19 protein-coding genes and 1 pseudogene are annotated in these 22,499 nt (G+C 66.6%); 7 read left to right on the top strand and 13 right to left on the bottom strand.

Features of this window, described 5'->3' with window-relative positions; genetic code table 11:
* Positions 1 to 3: 3 nt before the first annotated feature.
* The 6 genes and pseudogenes from eccCa to QMK34_RS08000 all read right to left on the bottom strand — a co-directional run.
* The gene (gene eccCa / locus QMK34_RS07975; protein ID WP_326413043.1) at positions 4 to 3,999 is read right to left on the bottom strand and encodes a type VII secretion protein EccCa; all 3,996 of its coding nucleotides are present in this window, start codon (positions 3,997 to 3,999) and stop codon (positions 4 to 6) included.
* Positions 3,996 to 6,848, bottom strand: a complete 2,853-nt coding sequence (locus QMK34_RS07980) for a hypothetical protein (protein WP_326413044.1) — start codon at positions 6,846 to 6,848, stop codon at positions 3,996 to 3,998. Before QMK34_RS07980 ends, eccCa begins: the two co-directional genes overlap by 4 nt.
* Before the next feature lie 41 nt (positions 6,849 to 6,889).
* The gene (locus tag QMK34_RS07985; protein ID WP_326413045.1) at positions 6,890 to 7,459 is read right to left on the bottom strand and encodes a hypothetical protein; all 570 of its coding nucleotides are present in this window, start codon (positions 7,457 to 7,459) and stop codon (positions 6,890 to 6,892) included.
* A 130-nt stretch (positions 7,460 to 7,589) separates the two neighbouring features.
* Positions 7,590 to 7,889 carry a WXG100 family type VII secretion target gene (locus QMK34_RS07990; protein WP_326413046.1) on the bottom strand — a complete coding sequence of 100 codons (300 nt, stop codon included), beginning with the start codon at positions 7,887 to 7,889 and terminating at the stop codon, positions 7,590 to 7,592.
* A gap of 43 nt (positions 7,890 to 7,932) precedes the next feature.
* Positions 7,933 to 8,253: a WXG100 family type VII secretion target gene (locus QMK34_RS07995; protein ID WP_326413047.1), complete on the bottom strand. Its 321-nt coding sequence runs from the start codon at positions 8,251 to 8,253 to the stop codon at positions 7,933 to 7,935.
* A 500-nt stretch (positions 8,254 to 8,753) separates the two neighbouring features.
* Positions 8,754 to 9,086 (bottom strand): annotated as a pseudogene (locus QMK34_RS08000) (amino acid permease); the annotation flags it as partial.
* 279 nt (positions 9,087 to 9,365) lie between these two features.
* On the opposite strand from QMK34_RS08000, the gene QMK34_RS08005 reads away from it, so the two are divergent.
* Both QMK34_RS08005 and QMK34_RS08010 read left to right on the top strand, forming a co-directional pair.
* Positions 9,366 to 9,692 carry a type VII secretion target gene (locus QMK34_RS08005; RefSeq protein ID WP_326413048.1) on the top strand — a complete coding sequence of 109 codons (327 nt, stop codon included), beginning with the start codon at positions 9,366 to 9,368 and terminating at the stop codon, positions 9,690 to 9,692.
* A 242-nt stretch (positions 9,693 to 9,934) separates the two neighbouring features.
* On the top strand, positions 9,935 to 11,503 hold the full coding sequence (locus QMK34_RS08010; protein ID WP_326413049.1) for a hypothetical protein: 1,569 nt from the start codon (positions 9,935 to 9,937) through the stop codon (positions 11,501 to 11,503).
* 58 nt (positions 11,504 to 11,561) lie between these two features.
* Here the strand turns inward: QMK34_RS08010 and QMK34_RS08015 are convergent, their stop codons facing one another.
* Positions 11,562 to 11,693 (bottom strand): hypothetical protein, encoded by a 132-nt coding sequence (locus QMK34_RS08015; protein ID WP_326413050.1) that lies wholly within the window; start codon positions 11,691 to 11,693, stop codon positions 11,562 to 11,564.
* A gap of 371 nt (positions 11,694 to 12,064) precedes the next feature.
* On the opposite strand from QMK34_RS08015, the gene QMK34_RS08020 reads away from it, so the two are divergent.
* The gene (locus tag QMK34_RS08020) at positions 12,065 to 12,415 is read left to right on the top strand and encodes a hypothetical protein (RefSeq protein ID WP_326413051.1); all 351 of its coding nucleotides are present in this window, start codon (positions 12,065 to 12,067) and stop codon (positions 12,413 to 12,415) included.
* Positions 12,416 to 12,623: 208 nt separating this feature from the next.
* On the opposite strand, the gene QMK34_RS08025 is transcribed toward QMK34_RS08020, so the two are convergent.
* A complete protein-coding gene (locus tag QMK34_RS08025; RefSeq protein WP_326413052.1) occupies positions 12,624 to 13,286 on the bottom strand; it encodes a helix-turn-helix transcriptional regulator in 663 nt (220 codons plus the stop codon).
* Positions 13,287 to 13,714: 428 nt separating this feature from the next.
* On the opposite strand from QMK34_RS08025, the gene QMK34_RS08030 reads away from it, so the two are divergent.
* Positions 13,715 to 15,391, top strand: coding sequence for a hypothetical protein (locus tag QMK34_RS08030; protein ID WP_326413053.1), 1,677 nt, complete (start codon positions 13,715 to 13,717; stop codon positions 15,389 to 15,391).
* A 36-nt stretch (positions 15,392 to 15,427) separates the two neighbouring features.
* The gene (locus QMK34_RS08035; RefSeq protein ID WP_326413054.1) at positions 15,428 to 15,901 is read left to right on the top strand and encodes a hypothetical protein; all 474 of its coding nucleotides are present in this window, start codon (positions 15,428 to 15,430) and stop codon (positions 15,899 to 15,901) included.
* Here QMK34_RS08035 and QMK34_RS08040 read toward each other — a convergent pair whose 3' ends face one another.
* On the bottom strand, positions 15,902 to 16,093 hold the full coding sequence (locus tag QMK34_RS08040; protein ID WP_326413055.1) for a hypothetical protein: 192 nt from the start codon (positions 16,091 to 16,093) through the stop codon (positions 15,902 to 15,904).
* Between the two features lie 73 nt (positions 16,094 to 16,166).
* On the opposite strand from QMK34_RS08040, the gene QMK34_RS08045 reads away from it, so the two are divergent.
* Positions 16,167 to 17,102, top strand: coding sequence for an alpha/beta fold hydrolase (locus QMK34_RS08045; RefSeq protein WP_326413056.1), 936 nt, complete (start codon positions 16,167 to 16,169; stop codon positions 17,100 to 17,102).
* Positions 17,089 to 18,267 carry a hypothetical protein gene (locus QMK34_RS08050; RefSeq protein WP_326413057.1) on the top strand — a complete coding sequence of 393 codons (1,179 nt, stop codon included), beginning with the start codon at positions 17,089 to 17,091 and terminating at the stop codon, positions 18,265 to 18,267. Before QMK34_RS08045 ends, QMK34_RS08050 begins: the two co-directional genes overlap by 14 nt.
* A gap of 12 nt (positions 18,268 to 18,279) precedes the next feature.
* Here the strand turns inward: QMK34_RS08050 and QMK34_RS08055 are convergent, their stop codons facing one another.
* From QMK34_RS08055 to QMK34_RS08070, 4 genes are all read right to left on the bottom strand, one after another.
* Entirely contained in the window at positions 18,280 to 19,029 is a 750-nt protein-coding gene (locus tag QMK34_RS08055; RefSeq protein ID WP_326413058.1) for an SDR family NAD(P)-dependent oxidoreductase, read from the bottom strand.
* 79 nt (positions 19,030 to 19,108) lie between these two features.
* Positions 19,109 to 20,041, bottom strand: a complete 933-nt coding sequence (locus QMK34_RS08060) for a ClpP family protease (protein WP_326413059.1) — start codon at positions 20,039 to 20,041, stop codon at positions 19,109 to 19,111.
* A gap of 87 nt (positions 20,042 to 20,128) precedes the next feature.
* Complete coding sequence (locus tag QMK34_RS08065) at positions 20,129 to 21,118, bottom strand: cation diffusion facilitator family transporter (protein ID WP_326413060.1); 990 nt, start codon at positions 21,116 to 21,118, stop codon at positions 20,129 to 20,131.
* A gap of 354 nt (positions 21,119 to 21,472) precedes the next feature.
* Positions 21,473 to 22,300 (bottom strand): hypothetical protein, encoded by an 828-nt coding sequence (locus QMK34_RS08070; protein ID WP_326413061.1) that lies wholly within the window; start codon positions 22,298 to 22,300, stop codon positions 21,473 to 21,475.
* Positions 22,301 to 22,499 lie beyond the last annotated feature (199 nt).

A 22,499-nucleotide genomic window follows, 5' to 3' on the forward strand; every position in this document is an offset into this window, starting at 1 on the left:
GCCTCATCGTGATTCTCCTACCAGTTCCCGTGCTGACGTTTGGGCGAACCCCGTCTGGATCAACTTGACGCTTCGCCTGGTCACGAGCTGGGCTCGACCGGCTGGCAGCGTGCGTGGCTTCGCCTCGCCGAGGAACTTGCCCTCCTCCTTCGGGTACGAGAACAACAACCCCGGGTTGCCCAGCTCCCACAACCGCCGGACGACCGGGTCCATCATCCCCCGCATGCTGCCGGCGCTGGACCGAGCCACGATCACATGCAGTCCGATGTGGACACCATGGGCGAGGAGCGGCAGTAGCGGGTCCAATGTGGACCCCATCCCGGCAGGACGGGAGAGCAGGTCGTAGTCGTCGACGACCACGAACAGCTCGGGTCCGTCCCACCAGTCCCGCCGGCGCAGCCGGTCCGGCGCGATCTCCGGCCCCGGAACCCGTTTGCCGAGCGAGACCGACGCCCGCCCGGCGAGGTCGTAGAGCGCGTCGGCGGTGATGCCGTAACCGGTGCGATACGCCTCCGGCACGCTTTCGTCGAGATCCCGTCGTGAGTCCCCGAGCAGGATCTTCGCCTCGCCCGGCTGGTACCGCTTGGTCACCGACTCGATCACCAGCCGCAACGCGTTGGTCTTCCCGGTCTCGTTGTCCCCGAACACCAGGAGGTGCGGCGTCGCGGCGAAATCGTGCCACACCGGGCTGAGCCGTTGCTCGTCCAGCCCGAGACAGAACCGGAGCGGGTCGCCTTGCGGTGCGGGCAGCTCGGCCAGCGGCAGCTTGGCAGGGAGCATCCGGACGGCGGGGGCGAGCTGGCCCGGCCAGAACGTCCGCGCCTCCTCCGCAGCGGCCTTGGTCGCGGCGGTGAGATCGCTGGTGTCCGCGCTGCCGTCCATCCGCGGCAGCGCCGCGAGGAAGTGATGGCCGACGGTGGTCAGGCCGCGACCGGGCTGGGGCGGCACCGTGGCGGCCTTGCGCGAACCGATCTCGGACTCCATCGAATCGCCGAGCCGCAATTCGTACCGGGTGCCGATGAGATCGCGCAGCCAGGGCCGGATCTCCGACCACCGAGTCGCGCCGACCACGACGTGGATCCCATAGGACAGGCCGCGAGAGGCGAGCTCGTTGATCTTGGACTCCAGCTCGTCGTAGTCCTGCCGGAGGCTGAACCAGCCGTCCACCACCAGGAACACGTCGCCGTACCGGTCGACGATCTCACCGTGCCCGCGCATCCTGCGGTACGCCTGCATGGATTCGATACCCCGCTCGGTGAACGCGGTCTCGCGCGACTCGAGGATCTGCAGCAGTTCCTCGATCGTGCGCACCACCCGGTCACGTTCCAGCCGGGTGGACACCGAACCGACGTGCGGCAGACCGGACACGGACATGATCCCGCCGCCACCGAAGTCCAGGCAGTAGAACTGGACCTCATCCGGCGTATGGGTCATCGCCAGCGACAACATCAGCGTGCGCAGCAACGTCGACTTGCCGGTCTGCGGGGCGCCGACGACCGCCACGTGCCCGTCCGCTCCGGACACGTCGGCGAACAGCAGCTCGCGAAGCTGCTCTTCCGGCCGGTCCACCATGCCGATCGGCACCCGCAGATGACCGAAGCCACTGCGATCTTCCACGATCATGCCGTAGATCGGGTCCGGCAGCACGCTCGGCAGGAGGCTGTCCAAGCTCGGCGACTCCGACAGCGGCGGCAGCCACACCTGACGTGCCGGTGGGCCAGAACCTGCCAGCCGGTCGATGAACACATCCGCCAGGCTCGCCACCTTCTCGCCGCTCTCGGCAGGCGCCTTTCCCTTTTCGTCCACTTCGGACTCATCCAGGTCGTCAAGCACATACTTGAGCGGGTTCGCCATGGTGCTGAACGGAAGCACGTCGACTGCGATCGGCGCCTCCCGCGCCGCCGGCCCGGCCGTGGGGGCGGTGGTCGGACTCGGCCCGGAGACGTAGGCGCCCTTGAACCGCACCAAGGTCGTGGTGTCCAGCTTCAGATAGCCGTTGCCGGGCTCGGATGGCAGCTCGTACGCTTTGGCGACACCGATGACACTGCGGGATTCGATCGAGGAGAACGTGCGTAGCGCGATGCGGTAGGACAGGTGTCCCTCCACCCGGCTGATGCGACCCTCGTCCAGTCGTTGCGACGCGAGCAGCAGGTGCACGCCGAGGCTGCGCCCCAGCCGCCCGATCGAGACGAACAGGTCCATGAACTCCGGCTTGCTGGAAAGCAGCTCGGAGAACTCGTCGACGACCACCAGCAAGACCGGGAACGGCGCGAGCTGCGCTCCCGCTGCCCGAGCCTTCTCATACTCGTACAGCGAGATGTACCCGCTGGCACGGAGGAACTCCTGCCGGCGTGTCATCTCCCCGGAGATGGCGTCCTGCATACGGCTGACCAAGGGCAGCTCGTCGGCGAGGTTGGTGATCACCGCGGAGGTGTGCGGCAGCTTCTCCATGCCGATGAACGTGGCGCCGCCCTTGAAGTCGACGAGCACCAGGTTGAGGATTTCCGAGGAGTGCGTCGCGGCGAGCCCGCAGACCAGGGTGCGCAGCAGTTCGCTCTTGCCGGAACCGGTGGCACCGATGAGCATGCCGTGCGGGCCGACGCCGCCCTGCGCGGGCTCCTTGAGGTCCAGCTCGATGACCTCGCCGTCCTCCGTGACCCCGATCGGCACCGACATCCTGGCACGCAAGGGGTTGCGGGAGCGCCACTGCTGGGACACCTCGAAGGTGTGGACGTCCTTGATGCCCAGCAACGTGGTCAGCTCGAAGTCGCTCTCGAGTGGACGGTCGTGGACCTCCACGGTGCCGCTGGTGCGTCTCGGGGCGAGGATCCTGGCGAGGTTGTCCACCTGGCCAAGGCTCAGCCGGTCGCACTCGGCACTGCCGACCGAATCGCCGGAGGGAAACTCGACGGTCGACCCGTTCACGGTCAGCCGGAGCACCTTGGGCCCACCGGTCATCGCGCCGGTCACGTCGAGCAGGACCACGTTGCGCAGCCCGACACCGTGCAACCGGGAATGCTCGGGGACGTTCCCGAGGTAGGCGACGACCACGATGAACGGCTCGTTGACACCTGGCACCACGGATTTGTCGTGATCGCCGCGATCGATGACTTCCTGACCGAGCAGGTCCATCAGCTCGTCGTGCTCGGAAGCCAGCATGCGCACCGGCCCCGTCGCGTCGCGCACGGTCGGATGTGCGTTGTGCGGCAGCCACTTCACCCAGTCCCACTCTGGCATCCCGGCCTCCGGGGTGAGGACCGCGACGTGTAGCTCATCCGGGGCGTGGAAGGTGACCAGCTGGCCGACGATCGCGCGGGCCAGCCCGAGCGCGGCGTCAGCGTCGCCTGCCAGCTCGACACTGGTGAAGCTGCGCAGCCCGACCGAGGTCGGAATACCGGTGACCGTGCGGTAAGTCTCACTGAACCGGCGCAGGGACACCGAGGCGAGCGGCTCGAGGTCCTCGATCGGCTTTGTCGACGGCGGCAGGAACTTCAACGCGGCGGGCTGGCTGCCCAGCCCGATCCGCGCCCTGCCGAAGTCGTCGTGGGTGCCCCTGCGCTCCCAGAGCCGTTGGCCCAGTGCGATCGACCACAGCCAGCCCGGGTCCGGGTTGTGCCACGCGACCGCTGTGCGCTGCTCGTTCGCGGTGTCCCTCGCCCGTTTACGCAGCTGGGTGATGTAGCGCAGGTAGTCGCGCCGCTCGGCCTCCATCTTCTTCTTGCGGTCGGCGCCGGCCCTGCCGACCTGGGCGACGCTCATGAAGATCATGGACGAGCCCATGGCACCGCCCATGATGTACATGATCGGCGAACCGTTCGACATGCTGAACATGAGCACCATGGCGACGCTGCCGATGCCCATCGGCAGGAACGTCAGCGCCGAGCTGATGTTCCGTTCCGCCTGCTCCGCCATCACCGGTGGCTCTTCGAGCTGGACCTCTTCTTCCGGCGTCTCCGGCCCGGCCACGCGGGGGAGCCGTTTCACGGTGATGGTGTTCATTCGAGCACGCCCCTCGGTACCGGTCCTGCTCCGCCCCAGGCGTCGTCGGACTGCTTGAGCAGGTTCGACGCGGTCCGCTCCTCTTCCTCTTCCTCGACGTCGGGATCCGTCTCGTCCACGTCGTCCGCCGGCTCGTCTGCCGTCTCCCCACCGCACAGCAGCATCGGCGGATCGTCGACCAGCTCCTCACCGCGTTTACGGCGGTAGGCGGCCAGCGCGCCGTGTTCACCACCCCGGTCGTGCTCCCACGGCTCGGTGTCACGAAGCGCGTAGTCGGGGGCGGCCCCTGCCTCGTGCTCGTCTTCGGTGGCCCCGCCAGTTGCCAGCGGCATCAGGAAACCGAGCGCACCGGCCCCGGCCACGACGTCCCACGCGGCCGTGTCCTCCTCGGCCTCGGAAGGCTTGACCACGGCCACCCTGTCGTCAGCGTCGTCGTCGAGCGCCTCCTGCCGCGGCGATTCGTTCGCGACGCTCCGGGGTTTCCAGTCCGGAATGGACGGTCCGGCCGCGACGACGGGAACAACGACGGCATCGGGAACCGCGGGTGCGGTCGTGGCCGGGACGCCCTGGTCTCCGACGAGAGCCTGGGTTCCCTCGATCCCCCCGATCTCCGAAGGCCCCGCCGACCACGGCTCACTCTCATCACCCAGCAGACCGGCGGAATCCGGACGCTCGGCACCCTCCTTGCCGCCGTCCCAACCACCAGTCGGCGGCAGCATCATCGGCGGCACCGCGGCACGGGGCTGTTGCACAGCCCAGGACTCCGGTTCGCTGGCCGGGGCCTGAGAACCGCCTGGCTCACCACCCTCAGGCGCCTCGACCGACCACGGGTCATTCTCGTTACCCAGCAACCCGGCGGAGTCCGGACGCTCAGCACCCTCCTTACCGCCACCGCCACCACCCATCGGCGGCGACGTCGGGGGCACCATCGGCGGCACCGCGGCACCAGACCCACCCGCGGGCACCTGAGTCGCCCACGACTCCGGGCTACTCGCCGGTGTGTTCACCCCACCCGGCTCGACACCCGGCGGCAGCCCATCACCCGACCACGGCTCGATCTCGTTACCCAGCAACCCGGCGGAATCCGGACGCTCGGCACCCTCCTTACCGCCACCGCCACCACCCATCGGCGGCGACATCGGCGGTGCCATCGGCGGCGGCGCACCAGCACCACCAGACCCACCGGGCGGCACCTGAGTCGCCCACGACTCCGGGTTACTCGCCGGTGTGTTCACCCCACCCGGCTCAACGCCCGGCGGCAATCCCCCACCCTTCCACGGGTCGATCTCGTTACCCAGCAGACCGGCGGAATCCGGACGCTCAGCACCCTCCTTCCCACCACCGCCACCGCCCATCGGCGGCGACATCGGCGGCGGCGCGGCGGCACCCTTGTTGTCCTGACCGGAGCCGCCTCCCGGATTCTGGGGATTCGTCGCCCAGTCCTTGGGCCCGCCCGAGCCGGGCGGCGGCACCTCATTACTCCCTGGCGGCGGCACCGGCGGCGGGGAGACATGACCACCCGGCGGCGGCGCCACGTTACTGCCACCCGGCGGCACCACGCTCTTGGCGCCTCCTGGCGGCTTGTTGCCGCCAGGAGGCGGCGACACCGGCGGCGGCACCGGCGGTCGCAGGCTGCTGCCACCGGGCGGCGGCGACACGGGCGGCGGCACGGCGTTGCCACCCGGCGGCGGCACCACGGGCGGCGGCACCAGGCTGTTGTTTCCCCCCGGCGGTTTGTTGCCACCCGGCGGCGGCACGACCGGCGGCACCAAGCTGTTGTTGTTCAGTCCCGGCGGCGGCTTGCTGCCACCCGGCGGCGGCACAACCGGCGGCACCAAGCTGTTGTTGTTTCCCCCCGGCGGCGGCTGATTGCCACCCGGCGGCGCAACCTTCATGTTCGGCGGCGGCACAACCGGCGGCGGCTGACTCCCACCCGGCGGCGGCTGCACGGGTGGTGGCGGCGGGTATCCCTTCGGCTGCGGCCACGGCGGTAGCGGCGGGATATCCGGATACTTGGGCGGCTGGATGTCCGGGTACTTCGGCCCGCCGTTATTACCATTGCCACCGGCAGGCGTGTCCGGCAGATCCACCAAATCCTTGGTGTCCGGCATGGTGACCTTGTCCACGGTGGTGTGGTACTGCTCGCTGAGGTTACGGGCGACCGTGGCCATGTCCTGCGTCATCATCTGGACAGCCTCTTTGTTGTCACTGATTCGAACCAAATTGTTCGACATGACAGAGCCTGAACCGTTGACTCGTTGAACCTCGGCCGCATACCATTGATTAATGAACACAATTCGTTCTTGCGCCCAGGCGAGCTGATAGCCGTTGTTCCACAGCTGATTCGGCACATTGTTCGGGTCGGCATTTTTGTTGGTGCTGACATCAGCAATGTCACCATTGATTGCGATTGCCCGCTGAAACACGTGACGAGAGAGCGTCTCCATCATGTTTCGGAAGTTGGTGGCCGCCACGCCCTTCCATGCGCCGTCGTCTCCAGCCAGGGCCTTCGACTGGTCGGAGATGCTCTTGGCGACCATATCCAAGATCTGCTTCACATAGTTCAAACTGGTGGCGGCATTGTAGAGGCTTTCCGGGTCCGCGACAGCCTTCTGGCGAGCCTCATTGGCCGACGCATGAATACCACCGGGACCATTATCAGTTGCGGCGGCCCCCAGAATCGCCGCCTGGATCATCTTCCATTCCCAGCCGTTGATACTAGTGTTGTCGGCGAGGCTTTTCGGTGGCCAGATCGAGCCGTCCGACTCCTGAGTAAAACCGGCCGTAGCCATCGGGCTACCCGATTCAAGTGCCTTCGGGTCAATCTTTTTGTAGTCGTCGTCAGCCATGCCTTCTCACCTCCCGACCCACCGACAGCAGCCTGCGGTCGTTATGCGCTTTTACCTTCGCTGCCAAGTCCATTGATCATAGGACGAATATTGTGGACGAATTCACCAAGATCCTTACCGGTCATCTTGTTGAACTCCTCCGCATTCTTGTAATGCAAAGCCATGGAATTGGCGGTCTTCACAACCTCCACCAATGCCTTTTTGACGACACTGACAAACTCCTGCGTCGCCGGGACAAGACCGTCGACTTTCCCCTTGAGCACAAAACTCGCCGGAAGGGCACCCGGCGCGACCTTGATCTGCTTCAGCATCTCATCGGCGTACATGAGAGGAACGACAAGACTTTGCATATTGTTCGCAAACGTTTTGATCGCCTCGGTACTGACCGTCGTCACGCCCTTACCCGGAGTATCCGAACCTCCGGGAACAGCAGGCTGCAACGCGGCTTCATCGATGCCTTTGAACTCGTGATGGTCACCCTTCGGCAGGTTCGCATCACCAGCACCCTTGTGGTCGAAGTAGTCTACGACCTTGCTGTTATCGGCACCACCGGGATGGGGATGGTCCTTCGGTTGCGACGAGGTGTCTTTTGCCGGTTCACTACCGTTCATGATGAAATCAACCTTTGCCGTATACGATTTCAGTCGCCGAATTCAATGCCGGTCACTGACGAACCGGCAGCCAAGGTCGAACCGGACACAACGCCGGCGCAGGTGCACCGGCGCCGCGCCGGCATTTCCGTCAGCGAACTGAGCCGTTCCACATGTTCGTTCCGGTGTGCTCGACCTGAAGGTAGCCGTTGGAGATCTCGTTGAGCGCGACTTCCGCCCGCTGCAAGGACTGCGGCATCTTCTGCGCGGCGTCGTCCCATTTCTGCTTGCTGACCTGGTACGCGGCGCGCGCGTCGCTGGTCCAGTCCGCCAGACTCTTGTTGACGTTACCGTCGAGTTCCTCCAGCATCGTGCGCATGCGCATGGTGATGGTCGCCATGTGGTCGCGTGTCATGTCCGCCAGCTGGAAGCTGAACTGATAGTTGGCCAAGACTCTCTCCTGTCACGAACTAAGAATAGTGGACCTGCAATTGTCAGAGGCCGGACAGGCCGCCGGCCCACTGGCCCGCGATACCCTCTGCCGTCTGTTCGTTTTCGGCATACGCCTTGGCGTTCACACCCATTGTCTCGATCATGTGGTTCAGCTCTTTGACGATGACACTGAACTGGTTTTCCCAGTCGTTCATCGCCTGGCCGAACTTGACCGAGGCGTCGCCCCGCCAGGTGGCCATGAGCTGGGCCTGGTTCTCGTTGATCGACTTCATGTGGCCGGACGACTCGCTCGACGCGTTCTCGAAAAGAACGGCGGCCTGCTGCATTCCCGGCGTTGTTACTGATACGAAATTGTCTGCCATCAAGCATCTCCTGTGTCTGTGTCTCCAGGCGGACGTCATGCATGTGGTACAGCCGCCCGCGGCGGTCCTCCAGTGACGAGTCTGCCCCGTGATCAGCAGGATGAGAACCGGTGACCTGCCGGTCTGCCCGATCGATTAGCCAGGGTTGGCCGGAGTCTCCCTACCGCGCGTGCGAGTGCCGCCCGGCCGGTGCCGCCGTGGAACCTTTGTGACACCTCAGGCACACAGCGTGGCCATCGCGTCCCACTTGGACGGTGTGGCGAACGCCGTGGAGGATTGTCTGCGACGAGCACACCCGCCGCTTCGTGTACACGCCGGAGATGGTGGCGGACGCCGAGCGACCATAACGCAAAGCCTGTTCCGGCATCAACCATCACGGCTGAGCATTTGAAAGGGAGGGTGTCTACGCTGGCGGCCGCGGCACCCTTTCGGCGATATGCTGGCGAACCCGCAGGTCTGGGCCAAGAAGCTGGACGACGGCACCTGGCTGTTTGTTCGGGCTAACGCGTGCCGTCGAGATCCTGCTTCATAGGTGTTCGCACGAGCAACGACTTCCGGCGACCGTAGGCGAAGTAGCTGACCAGCCTGGTCGCCGGGTCGAGAAAGGTGATCAGCCACAAGGAGAACCCGATCCCGACGAGCGGCACGATCGGCATCCCGGGACACTTGAAACCGCCTGGCAGATCCGGACGCCGGTAACGCAAGACGATCACCGAGACGCAGACGAGAACGAACGCGAGCAGAATTCCGATATTAGTGAGTTCGGCGGCCTCACCAATGGGCAGCAGCCCGGCGAGCACCGCGGACGCGCTGCCGAGCAGCCAGGTCATTCGGTGCCGCTCCGGCGAAGCAGGCCGTCGTGGCGGACTCACCAAGCGACCGTTCACGAAGGAGCGAGCTGATCGGTGCGCGGGACACGCACCCGGTGTTCTGGATCTTTCGCAAGAGGTCGCGGAGTTTCGTAATCACCTCGGCTGTTACCCGGCCGCTCATTGGTGACGTGCCGGTGAATTCTGCTCGATCAGTCCTGGGCCATCGCGTGAAGTAACCCGATATGACCATGGGCCGCCGGTTAGGGTCGGGTGAATCGCAGGCCAGTAAGAGGAGGACCGGTGGCCGGGCAAGTCACGGTGGACGTCGGACATATTCGGCGTTTGAGTAAGGAATTCCGGGCTTCCGCGGACGAACTGCGGGCGCGGATCGGCAAGTTCAGGGAACAAACCGAAATCACCAACGGTGCCTACGGTGAGACACCGAATGCCGAGGAAGCCGAGCACGAGTACCGGCGAACCGTTCAGCAGACCCTCGAACGCCTTGAGAAGATGCACCTGGACCTGCTGAAGAACGCGGACAGTCTGAGCAAGCAGGCAAAGGACTACGAAGACACCGAGGCAGAGAATGCCAGCTCGGTCACCTCCGCGTTCCGCGCGGAGTCCTGATGTCGCCAAGCGCGTTGGCCGACGCCGGCCTCACGAACCCTGGCGGCGATCCCTTGGCCCTGAGTCAGAACGCCCAATGTTGGGCGGACATCTCGGCGTACCTGACCGACCACGGCGTCCACCTCGCCGAACTCACCGCATTCGGCTTCCGGGGCTGGGAAGGCCCGGCTGCGGACGCCTTCGCCGCTCAGGCGACGTCGTTGGCGCAGGACGCGGCCGCGGTCGCGCAGACCACGGCCGCGGTGGCGGCCAAACAGCAGCAACACGCGGAAACTCACCAGATGGTCAAACAGCTGATCATTGAACTGAGCATCCAGATCGCCGTCATGCTGGCGTTCTATGCCGCGGCAGCGATATTCCCGCCGCTCCTCGCCTGGGCACAGGCGTGGCTGGCCTACTTGATCGCCACCGGAGCCAGGGTGCTGCGGATCCTCGCTGAGGCACTGAACGCATTGGTCCGTTTTCTGGTCCAGGCCAGGACGTGGATCACCAATTTCGCGAACCTGACGTGGAAGACCTCAAGGTTCAGCTTGGGCTACGGCCGGATGGTGACCGAAGGTGTCCGCGACATCGCCACCGATCTCACCGCCAACCTGGTGGCAGCCGGCGTCCAGCACAAGAAGATTGATCCGGCGCAGCTGTTCATCAGCGCAGGGATCAGCGGTGGCATCGGCGGCCTTGTCGGCGGCCTGGAGAAGAGCGGAATCAAGAAGGCCCTCGACGAAGCGGGCACCGTCAGGCGCGACGCGGACGGCCTGCCCCACTTTGTCCCGTTGAGCGAACAGGCACAGAACGTCGTGAAGAAGATCGGCCCGCAGCCGAGGCCGCGGCCTGCCGCTCCGCCGCCCTCCCATGCCACCGATCTGCTCACCAACGCCAAGAACGCGCACGACGAGGCGAGAAACCTCGGCCTCAAGGGCGACCGTGGTGAGAGCCACCGGCTCGCCGACGACCTTTCCGCGACCCGGAACCGCTACGACAAGGCGTTGACCGGGCAGGGCGAGGCGAATGAAAACGTTCGACGACTCGATGACGACTTGTGGACACGCGAGCAAACCGCGCGGAGTTACCGGAACGCGGCGGACAAGGCCGACCTCCGGATCAGGACGGCCGACACGGGGCAAGGTCTATACCTGTCGTCCGGAAACCCGGCTTGGGTGGACGCGAGCGTCCGCGAACTGGCAGATGCTCGCGCGGAATTCACCGCGGCGACTGACGGTCTGCGTAATGCCGAGAACTCGCTGAGCACGTCCCGGCAGAGCCTCGCCGACGCACAACGGAACGCCACGCACGCGAACGACGAAGTCGCGTCAGCCGAGGCGGCGCACGGGCTCGCGAGGGACCGGGCGAACGCCTGGATCAGGGATAACGCCGCCCGCGATGCCGCGAGGGAGCAGACCACGCCAGGCGAGCAGTTCCAGTTCCTGCGCCGGAACAACGAGTGGAATGCCTCGTTCGGCGGGCCAAAGACCTGGCAGGAGTGCGTCTTCTACGACGCCCCCAAGGATGCGATCAAGGGGGCCGCCAACGGCGCGTCCAAGTCAAGCGCCGAGGTCGCCAGGGGTAACGGCGAGAGCGGCGACATCTGGAAGGACGCGCTGCTCGGTGGCGCGACAGGAGCGGTACGCGGTGGAGTGAACTCCTGGGGCAACAACAGAGCCTTCCCTGCCGGTGGTCTTGAGGAGACCCTGTGGAAAACCGGCAGCAGAACCATGGACGACTACGTGCGTCGTACGATCGAGGACGCCACCTATGGACAACACCCTGACCTCGGCGGGCCGACAACGACGTCGGGTGCGGGACCGGTGTAGCACTTCGATCGCGTCGCGTACCTCCTCCGTCGGGCGGAGCTGTGCTGGCCCGAAACCCTCAGCCGGCCTTCGTATCCGCCCAGTCCCAAGCTCGTTCCTCCGCACGCAGCCGCGCGTCCTGCTCCTGGATGATCCGGGTCATGATGTCTTCGGAATCGACGAACGCCTCGTTGTCGAGAATCTCGTTCATCAGTCGTTCCTTTCACACTGAGGTTGCCAGCACCTCATCTTGACGGCGAACGGGTGGCACGATGACAGATTGCCCACCGCAAGCGCACCTGTTCAACCTCAGCTCCGCTTACTGCCCAAACAGCTATGCCACGCTGACCGATTAGCTCTCAGGCCGTGTTCGCTGCGAACGGTTGGCGGCACGACGCCGCCATCGCTGTTTGTCGCCTAGACCCACTCGTGCCACGCGTCAAGTGCACACAACAGCTCAGCATGATCGGTCAAAATTCACTGTCCGGAGAAACACTTCGTGGGTTGGCTTCTTGGCCAGTCGCCGGCGGGTGTGTTCTAGTCGTTTTGGTTCTATCAGTGCACGCAGGAAGGGTAACTATTGTGAAGTCGGCTTACCGCTTGGCTGTTCGAGGTCTCGTCGTATCAGGTGCAGTCGGTGCCGTTGTCGCTTTCGGTTCGGCTGGTGTTGCCCAGGCCGCCACGCCCGGAACCCTCTATCTCTGCTCGGGTGGCAGCTACGCGTCTGTCGCGTCATTCCCCGAGCGCGGCGGGTTCAGTACTTACGTTGTCAACGCAGGCACCTGTCAGTCGTTCAATTACGGTGGCGATCACGCCGAGCGGGTTGACATCGAGATGGTGTACCCCGACAGGTACATTGGCTCTTTCACCTACGACGGGCGCGCGGGCGCGAACATTCGCACGGTGGACGGCCCCAGCTTCTACCCGTTCTAAACCGCGCCGATACAGCTTCGGCAGCGGCGGTTGACGCGCGGGCGGCATGATTGTTGACGGATCAGTTAAGACGCGGGGCCAGTGGTAGTCCACTGGCCCCGCGTCTGATTCCAGGTCGTTAGCGCCGCGCGGGGCCGTTTCGCCTCGGTGACGGCGCGACCGCTCGCAGGCAATCGGCAGACTTCGTCAGCAAGAGGACTGAGAAATATCAGATAAGTCCAGCACGAAGCGCGGCGGCGACCGCTTGCGCGCGGGTATTGAAACCGCAACGGGACATCACGGAGTGGATGATATTTTTCACCGTACCCACCGAGCAGGCGAGCAACAGGGCGATCTCTTCAGTACGGTGCCCATCGGCTAACAGCCGAAACACGGCACGCTCGCGGTCGGACAGTCCCGACAGCTTGATACCTTTGATTTCCTGCATCTTCTGCCGCATACGATCAAGCTGCGTCAGTAGCTCGCCCTGCAACCCGGGTGGCAGGTGAGCCCGGCCCTCGCCGACGGCGAGAACGGTCCGCACAAGCTCCAGTTCACTGATTTCACGGAGCTGTAATAGCGCGGTCATTCCACATTCGATCGCCGTCATCAACATGCCAATTTGGAAATTGTTGGTGACAATCACGCACCGCGGTGGCGATTCAAACCGCGTCACCGTACGAACCTCTCGCAAACGATCGAAGACTTTGTTGTCGATTTTGTCTTCGACGACCAAGAGCACCTCGGCCCGCGTCAGATCAGCGTCGGCGAGCACTTCCAGCCGCCGGTTGAGGCTCAAAATGTTTGTCGCGCCGAGACCGGCTATGGAATTCGACGCAAGTACCCCAACCGCCACAACGTCGGCACTTACAGATCCAGCTTTGAGGTTCATGTTCGGATCTCCAGTCGTCCTGAGTTCCAGCGCATACTCGTTGTCGCGGCCACCTGGCCCCTGGACAGCACCTGCCCACTCATCCTTCCTCGTGCGGGCCAACAGTACGTATATCGTCTCCCACAGTTCGGCCGCCAGTGATCAACTGCTCCCGCAGTGCGGAAGTACAGAACAAACTGTCGCGCAGGGCAATGGCCGAGGGCTGCGGGGACGGGCGGGGCGGCTCGACGTCATCGTGCTGGGCTGATCAGGCGGGGCGGTGTTTTCGAAGGACTGCCGGTCCGCCGCGCGGCCGACCGGCTCCTCGGTCAGCGGGATCGTCGCCGCGGGCACCTATGCTGCCATGACGCCGCGGCGGCGCGGGCGCGGAATGTCGGTGGTCTGTCGTACGGTCGGTGTTCGGCCAGCGGTGCACGGGGAGGACGGACATGAGCGGGCGGAAAATCGCCGGTGGGCAGTTGCCCGACGAGACGGCGCTCGTACTGCCCGTCAGCTGGCGGGAGCACATACATCCGCGCCGTGGTGGGTGGCTGCGGCTGGCCACGAGTGTCAATACTGACGCGGCGGCGTTCCTCATGGCGAAGTTGGACGAAGCCCTGCCGTTGTTCGCCGGAGCGGACGCTGCACTGCTGACCGCGTTTCGCGCGTACCGGGCGGGTGAGGCCGATCCGCTCGGTGCTGCCGTGGCGGCACAGCTGGTGCTGCGGGTGTACGGCGACGACGAGCGGGCCGGGCCGGAGCACATCGTCGACGCCTGGGCGACCCAGCATGGGCTGACGTTCGCGGCTGAGGCCGCCGTCGAGCTGGGGCGGGTCGAGCTGGAAGCCGCGGGCTCGAAAGCTGCCGTGAACTGGGTTCTCCGGTTCAGGGCGCCGGATACCGCCTTCCACTTCTGGGTGGCGGACGCGCTCGTGGCGCGGGCGCGGGTATTGCTGGCCGCAGCCGATGACGACAGCTACGACGCCGCCGTCGAGGCACTTGAGGCTCATCGTGGCGAGCACCTGACGCGGATGATCGTGTCGTTCCTGGTCCCCACCCGCCAGGACTGGGTGGACGAACTCTGCGCCGCCGGGACGATGCGGGGCGGGGTGAAAGGCGACTGGAGCATGCTGCTGTGCTCGCTCGGCTCCGCGAAGCAGCTGGAAAAGGTCCACCTCACAACGCACCTTCGTGAGCAGCTGAACTACCGCGACATCCTTTACACGCTCGTCGACGGCATCGGCACTGGCGTCGCGCCGACGGTCGCGCTGCTGCTCGATCGGCATCCGAAGGACCGCGATCTTTGGGGCATCCTCGTGCGGCTGCCGACCGATGAGGCGTTCGACCTGCTGGTGGACCGGCTCGACACGAAGCCGGGGCTGCCTGCCGTCCTGGCCGCGGTCAAGGACTACCCCGTCCGCGCGATACACCGGCTCGCCGCGGCCGCCGGCGGGAACTCCGTGAACGCGGTCGCCGCCGGGCAGGTGCTGCGCGGTCATGTGCAAGAGAATCCTGTGCTCATGGCCGCGGTACTGCCCGTGCTTCCGGACGACCTGCGCCCGATCGTCGAGCCGTTCACGGTCGGTTACGGGCAGCTGCCCGAGGCGCCCGCCGACGCCCTGCCCGCGATCCTGCACAGCCCGCCGTGGGCGGTCGCGCGCCCGGCGGCCAGTGCCGTGGTGGTCCAGGGGCTGGCCGTGCCGGAGCATCGAGCGCTCAAGTGGGCCACGGGCGAGCGTGAGGCGTGGAAGGTGCAGGTCGACGGTGGGCTCTATCCGGCCTTCCCGTTCGACGACGCGGCGGCCGCCGTGAAGTCCTACCGGTCCGGGAGCCTGGACTGGTACGAGCACATCTCGTTGTTCACCGCCGGTCCCGAGAACGTCGTCCGCCCGTTGCTGGCCGCGTGGCGGCCGGGGGGTCAGTGCTCCTGGGACGCGCAGTACTGGGGAAAGCCGCTGGTGGCCCGCTACGGGCTCGAAGCGCTGCCCCCGGTGCTGCACATGGCGAAGGCCAAACCCGCCACGGCCGCCGAGCTGCTGCTGCCGTTCGTCACCCCGGAAGTCGCGTCGCTGATGGCAGACTGGTTGGTGCGCTTGAAATCCGCGCGCCCGACGGCCACGGCTTAGCTGCGGCGGCACGCCACCTGGGCCGCTCGGTTCCTGGTGCCCGCGGCACTCGGGCCGGTCGTCAAACGGCGGCGTGACGCCGAGGCCGCGCTCATGCTGATCCCCGCGCAGGCGCGGGCGACGGCTCAGGAACACGGACGCATGGCCCAGCGGGAGATCGAGGTGCTGCTGTCCGTTGATCCGCTTGAGAGCGTTCCCGCCAAGGTGCCCGTTCCCGGTGACTGGGCGGATCCGAAGGCACTGCCGCCGATCCTGTTGCGGAGCCGCGAGCTGGCGTTGCCGCCCGCGGCCGCGGGGCACGTGATCACCATGCTCGCGATGTCACGCCGTGACGAGGTCTACGCGGGGATTCCCGTCATCCGCGAGCTCTGCGATCCCGCTTCGCTCGAAGAATTCTCGCGGGCGCTCATCGAGCACTGGCAGGCCGCGGGCATGCCGGTGAAGGACAGGTGGGTGCTGCCCGTGCTCGACCTTTTCGAGCAGGCCAAACCGGTCCGCGAGCGCCGCTGATCAGGCAGTCCGCGCTGCGGCAAGCGTGGCGAACGCCTGGATGAGCGGGCTGCGGTGGCTGCTGTCCCAGGCGAGGCAGACCTCGTTCAGAGCGATGTCATGGACGGCGACATACGCCACCGGGTCGTTCCTGACGCTCGACGGCGGCCCGGTCGTGGCCTGATCCGCGCCGGTAGGTAACTGTTTGCTCACGGCTCTGGTAATGGGTTACGCCCACGTCTCCCGCCGCGACTGTCTTCCCAGTTGCCTATGTCCGGGAGACGCCGTGACCAGATCCGATGGGTACTTCCCTTACGAGCTCGAACCGGCGCCCTCGCGTTTCGGGCTCGTGCGGGACGTCGACGCCGGGCCCTTCGGAGAACTGCATTTCGTCCGCAGCGAACGCCGGTCCGGCGACCAGGTGACGTTGTTCCTGCACGGGGTCGCGAACGACTGGACCACCTGGACCCCGCTGCTGACCCACGCCGAACAGCGCAGGGTGGCGCTCGGCGACGTGATCCTGGTCGACCTGCCCGGGTTCGGGCGGTCGCAGAACACCAAGGGCAGCCTCGACAGCCGCGAAGTCGGGGCCGCGCTGCTGGCCGTGGTCACCGCGTGCGGCTATTCGTCGTGCCGGCTGGTCGGTCACTCGATGGGCGGGTTCCTCGCGCTCGACATGGCCAGCCGGGGCGACGGCCGCATCAGCTCCGTGCATCTCGTCGCCGGGGCCTATTTCTCCGTGATCGAGACCGTGCAGAGCCCGTGGCTGAGTCTGGTGAAGATCCAGAAAGTCGCGATCGCCTACTGGATGCAGAGCGTGCTCGCCGGGCTCGGTGCGACCGGGCTGAAGCTGGTGCGGCTGAGCAGGCGGGCCCACATCCTGCCGCTGGCCCTGCGGGGTTTTCTGGCACATCCTTGGCGCGCAAGGAAAAGCTTCCTCGTGTCGCTGGCGAACTGCATGCGGCCGGACTCGTTCGTGCTGGCCGCGCAGAACGGCGTCGACTACGACCCGTACCAGCAGTGGAGCAAGATCAAGTGCCCGATCTTCGCGGTGTTCGGGGCCGCGGACAGGCTGGTCCCGCCCACCGACATGGTGAAGCTGCGCAGCATCCACGCCGACGCCGAGACCTTCCTGGTCGGCGACGCCGCGCATTTCCCGCACGTGGAACGGCCGCACGAAACGCTCGCAGGGCTCTTCGGGGTGCTCAGTGGCGAACAGTAGGAATCCCGCGCGTCCCGCGCTCGAGGTCGGCCTGATCCTGTTCCTGCCCGCGGTGATCGTGTTCGTGACGGTGTCCACCGCACTCCACGGCGATTTCAGCGCCGCCGGGTGTGGTTTCTGGCGGACGCTGAAACTGTCCGTCTTCGGTGCCGACAACCAGGGCTTCACCTGCACGACGCTGCCGTTCGCGGTCGACCTGCCGAGCATGCTGCTGGGGATCACGTCCGAGGTGGCCGTCGTCAACTACCTGCTGCTCACCAAGAAACTCCGGACGCTGGACGTCCGGCTGGCCGGCGGGGCGAGCGGGCTCTTCGACGCCGAACAGCTCGAGAAAGAGCCGATGCGGAAGCACTACCAGGACATCAAGAAGTGGCTGAGCGTCCGCATCCGGTGGCAGCTGCTCCTGCTGGTCGCGGTGTTCGTGCTCGGCGTGGGCTTCTACTACTGGGTGGCCGGGAACAACCACTGGTTCAAGGCGACGGCGACCAACCAGGGGGTCGCGCATCCCAGCGAGGCGATCCAGCTCGGTTTCCGATCCAGCTGGTGGGCCGCGTGGGACCGGAATCCGGGCATGGCCGTCGCGTGGATCGTCATCGGCTCGGTCGGCACCTATTTCGCCTGCTGCCAGGCCTACATCTACTACCACCTGTCCAGGATCTTCCTGGCGGCGCCGAAGTCGATGGTCTTCCGGCACGTGCCGGCCCGCATCGACCGGGACCACGGCTGGCGCCCGGTGGGCAGGATCATCGCGATCGCCTACCTGTCCTCGATCTCCTTCATCTTTTCGGTGATCGCGCTGATCTACATCCTGCGCGACCCCGACGCGAGTACCGCGGTCCGGATCATCACCAACGCCATCCTGATCTTCGTCGCGCTCGGCGGGACCGTGCTCAACATCGTCCTGGTCGCGACTCTGCGCTTCGGTGTCGCGAAGACGTTCGCCAAGACCGTGCGGCTGAGGGGAATCAAGCTCAACCAGGAGATCGAAGACCTCCGCGACGGCGGCGACCCGCTCCAAGCCCGCGTCGCCGTCATCGAGGCCGAACACCTCGCCGGGGAGAAGACGTACCCCATCCAGGGCACGGCGGTCAGGGTCGTTTCCCTGCTGTCGGGGATCATCCCGGTTTCGAAACTGCTGAACGACCTGTTCCACCTGGCCTTCTGAGCCGCGGCGAGGTCAGACGGCGGCGGCTCCACCGTCGACGGGCAGGGTCACGCCGTGGATGTAGGAAGCCTTGCCGGACACCAAAAACGCGACCACGGAGGCGATCTCGTGCGGCTCGGCGACACGGCCGGCCGGGGTGCCCTCGGCGAAGACGTTGATGCCCTCGCCCAGCACGGCCGTGCCAGGGGTGTGCACGGGGCCGGGGCTGATGGCGTTCACGCGGACCCCGCTCGGCCCGTACTCCGCCGACCAGCTCTTGGTCAGCAGCAGCAAAGCGGCCTTGGTCGAGCCGTACAGCGCGACCCCGGCGAACCCCTTGTGCGCGGCGCCGGTCGCGAGGTTGACGATCACGCCCCCGCCGCGCGCCGCCATGTGCGGCGCGAGGATTCCGACGAGGAAGTAAGGCGCCTTCACGTTGACGTCGTAGTGGGCGTCGAACTCGGCTTCGGTCGTTTCGGCGGTCGGGCCGCCGCTGTAGAAGATGCCCGCGTTGTTGACCAGGATGTCGACCTGGCCGGTGACCGCGATCGCCTGCCCGGCGAGGGAGCGGACGCCGTCGAGGCCGCTCAGGTCGGCCGCGACGAAGTCGGCCTCGCCCCCGGCCGCGCGGATCTCCCCGACGACCTGCTCGCCGCGGCCGAGGTGACGGCCGGAGACGATCACGTGCGCGCCGAGCCCGGCGAGCGTCTCGGCGATGGCCTGGCCGATGCCGCTGGTGGACCCGGTGACCAGCGCTGTCGATCCGGCGAGTTCAGTGCTCATGGGAGACCCTTCGAACCTCGGTGGCAGAACACTTCCCACCTTGCCCGAGCGTTCACCGGGTCGCACAGCAGTGAGCGCGTCAGCCGTTCGCGCGGGGAAGAACCCGGTCGACGAGGCCGTAGTCCAGCGCGTCCTCGGCGGAGAACCAGCTCCCCCGAGCCGCGTCCGCGCTGACCCGCTCGACAGGTTGGCCGGTGTTCTCCGCCGTGATCCTGGCGAGCTCGCGGGCCCACTCGTCGAGCGAGCCGTCCGGCCTCGTGCCCGCTGGATCCGCCGGGCACGTCAGCAGGATCCTGGCGTGCGGCAACGCGTACCGCTTGCCCCGCGCACCGGCGGCGAGCAGCAGCTGCGCGGTGCCCGAGGCGAGCCCCAGCACCACGGTGGACACCTCGGGCTCGAGGCGCCTGATCGTGTCGAGGACCGCCATCGCCGCGGTCACCGAGCCGCCCGGCGAGTTGATGTACAGCCGGATGTCGGCGGCCGGGTCCCGCTGTTCGAGCAAGAGCAGCTGCGCGGTGACCCGGTTGGCCAGCTCGTCGTCGAGTCCGGGCTGCGGCAGGACCACCCTGGCATCCAGCGACGCGGGCGCGAGGTGGATCGGCGGGGCGTCGCGGACCTCGGCGACGTCCCCCGTCCGCAACGCCGGGTCGTAGACCCACACGGCGTCCTCCCCACCGCAGTCGACGCACTCGGTGAGGTCCTCGACGTCCTGGACGGAACCCCTGCGCACCGCGTCGCGCACGACCAGCCTGGCCGAGGAGTACCGCCGGAAGCAGTACAGGCAATGGAATCCCGCGTAGAGCAGCGCGTGGGTCTCGGGCGAGTTCTCGCCGAATGTCTCCGACAGGACGGCGAAAAGCCTGCTCTCGTCGTCCATCGACAGGCCCGCGATCGTGGTCCTCAGCAGGGCGATCTTGCCGTCCGCAGCGTCGGCGCCGAAGGAGTCGAAGTCCTCGTGCAGCGGATAGGACCGGCCGTCGACCTGCACCGACCACCTGTCGAACTGTGCCATCACCGGTCCTTTCGCCGCGCGTCGAGCAGCGTGAGGACAGTAGAGAGCCCGGCGGACCGGCGTCGTCGTGCTGGCCGGTACCTGCCGCTAGCGGTGCTGGTGCGCCGCGTGCGCTGAGGACTCTGAGGGCTTGCGCGGGACGGCGATGCTGGGGCAGCCGTGATCGTCGTGGTGCCCCGCGTCGCTGACCTCCCCGCTGTGGCAGACGGAGTCCCGGTGGTCGACCTGCAACGTGGAGTGGCGGATGCCGTAGGCCCCGGCGAGCAGGCCCTCCAGGTGTCCCCGGCGCTCGTGGCAGTCGAAATCGGGCTCGATGATCACGTGCGCGGCGACGGCCGGGAAGTTCGAGGTGACCTCCCAGATATGGAGGTCGTGGATATCGGTGACGCCGGGCACCGCCGCGAGCTCGGCCTTGATGACCACCGGATCGAGGCCGCGGGGCGCCGCTTCGAGCAGCACGCGGGCCGACTCGCGGACGAGCTTGTACGCGGCGAAGCCCATCAGCAGCGCGACGAACAGGGTGGCCACCGCGTCGGCGCGGTTCCAGCCGGTGGTGAGCACGACCAGCCCGGCGACCGCGGTGCCGGCGAAGGCGTACAGATCGGTGAGGATGTGCTGGTAGGTGCCTTCGATGTTGAGGCTCTGGCGATTCGCCCTGCTCAGGAGCAGGGTCGCGGCGAAGTTGACGACGATGCCCGCCAGCGCGACCGTCAGCACCAGCCCGCCCGAGACCGCGGGCGGGTCGATCAGCCGCTTGATGCCCTCGATCACGAAGTACACCGTCATGACCAGCAACGTCAGCCCGTTGACCATCGCGGACAGGATCTCGGCGCGCTTCAGGCCGAAGGTGTACGCCCCGAAGGCCGGGCGGGCGGCCAGGCGCATCGCCAGCAGGGCCAGGCCGATGGCCGCGGCGTCGGACACCATGTGACCGGCGTCGGCCAGCAGCGCGAGCGAGCCGGCGAGCAGCCCGATGACGACTTCCACGGCCATGAACCCGAGGATCAGGCTCAGCGACAGCCACAGGTAGCGGCGGTCGGCGTCGACCTGGACGCCGTGCCCGTGTCCGTGTGCCATGCGACCGCCCCTTCCGTCGAGATATGCAGATATGCGCATGTCTTGCCGCAGCGTAGCAGCCCTGCCGCCGGACCACCGGGTAGCTCATGCGAGTACGCGCATATCTGCATACGTTATTAGGGTAGGCTACCTTCTCGATCGGCTGCCGTGAAGTCCCCCTCGCGCCCCGGCCCCTGTCGCCGGGTAAACGACGGAAATCTCCACACGAATGGCGGCTTTACTCGTTCTCAGGTCCCGCGGTTCGTTCAAGACCTCCGCATTCGGCGAGAAGAAAATATCCGCCAGGCGCGCTTTTCCCGGAAACAACAGGCCCCGTCCACCACCAGGTGAACGGGGCCCGTTGTCGCGGCTGGATCAGCAGCTCACCAGGAGTCCGGTGAGTGCCGAGCAGGTCTTGGTGGCGCTGTCGTTGCTCGCGTTCGGGTCGGTGGGCGAGCTCGCCTGGCGGACCACGGTCGTCGACAGGGAGCCGACCGTCAGCAGGACCGCGCCTGCCGAGAACCGCAGCGTCTTGCTGCCGCCGGAGGCCAGCGAAGCGACGTCACAGCTGACCGTCCTGGTGCTGCCCACGCGCGTGCAGTCGGCGGAGTGGGAGAACTGCAGGCCGGCCGCGTAGGTCGCGACCAGGTGGATGCCGGTCGCGGTGGCGGGGCCACTGTTGGTCACCCGGATGGTGTAGTCCACCGTCGAGGACAGCAGGCCGGACGCGGACGCGTTCAGCGAAACGCCGACGTCGGCGTTCAAGGAAGCCCCGGTCACGGTCAGGACCGGGCCGTCGAGGGTCTCGAACGAGTAGTTGTCGCCGACGAACTGGCTCTGCAGCGTCACCGCCCCGGCGGGCGCGGTGTCCTTGACCTTCAGGGTGAACACGACGGTGCGGCTTTCGCCGGCGCCGACGTCGCCCACCGCGCCGCGGAGGCTGCTGCCGAGCACGCCGCACGGCGCGATGGTGCCGGTGCAGGACACGACGTCGACGACGTCGGTGATCGCCGACTGCTGGCCGTAGAGGGCCGCCTTGCCGCCGGTGACGGTGAAGCTCTGAGAGTTGTAGATCTGCTCGGTGACGGTGAAGGTGTCCCCGCGTGCCACCGAGGCGGGACTGACGACCGCCGAGCTGGTGGGCGGTGCGGCGAACGCCACCGAGGGGCTCACCAGGCCGATCGCGGCCGTCGCGGCGACCATCGACACAATTGCGGTTCTTCGCCAGCTTCCGTGCAGGTTCATAGTCTCTCTATTTCATTCCGGGGGATGCCGCTCAAGACCGTGCGGTGAAGACAATCGGTTCGGAGACAGGGTGCTGTCCATCAGTCGTCACAACCCGCGGATTCGTTACCGCCCGCGCGGAAACCCGGCCGTGCGGATGGCGCCGAAGTGAGAAAAA

Origin of the sequence: Amycolatopsis sp. H20-H5 (assembly GCF_035828755.1) — a bacterium.
Taxonomy (GTDB): domain Bacteria; phylum Actinomycetota; class Actinomycetes; order Mycobacteriales; family Pseudonocardiaceae; genus Amycolatopsis.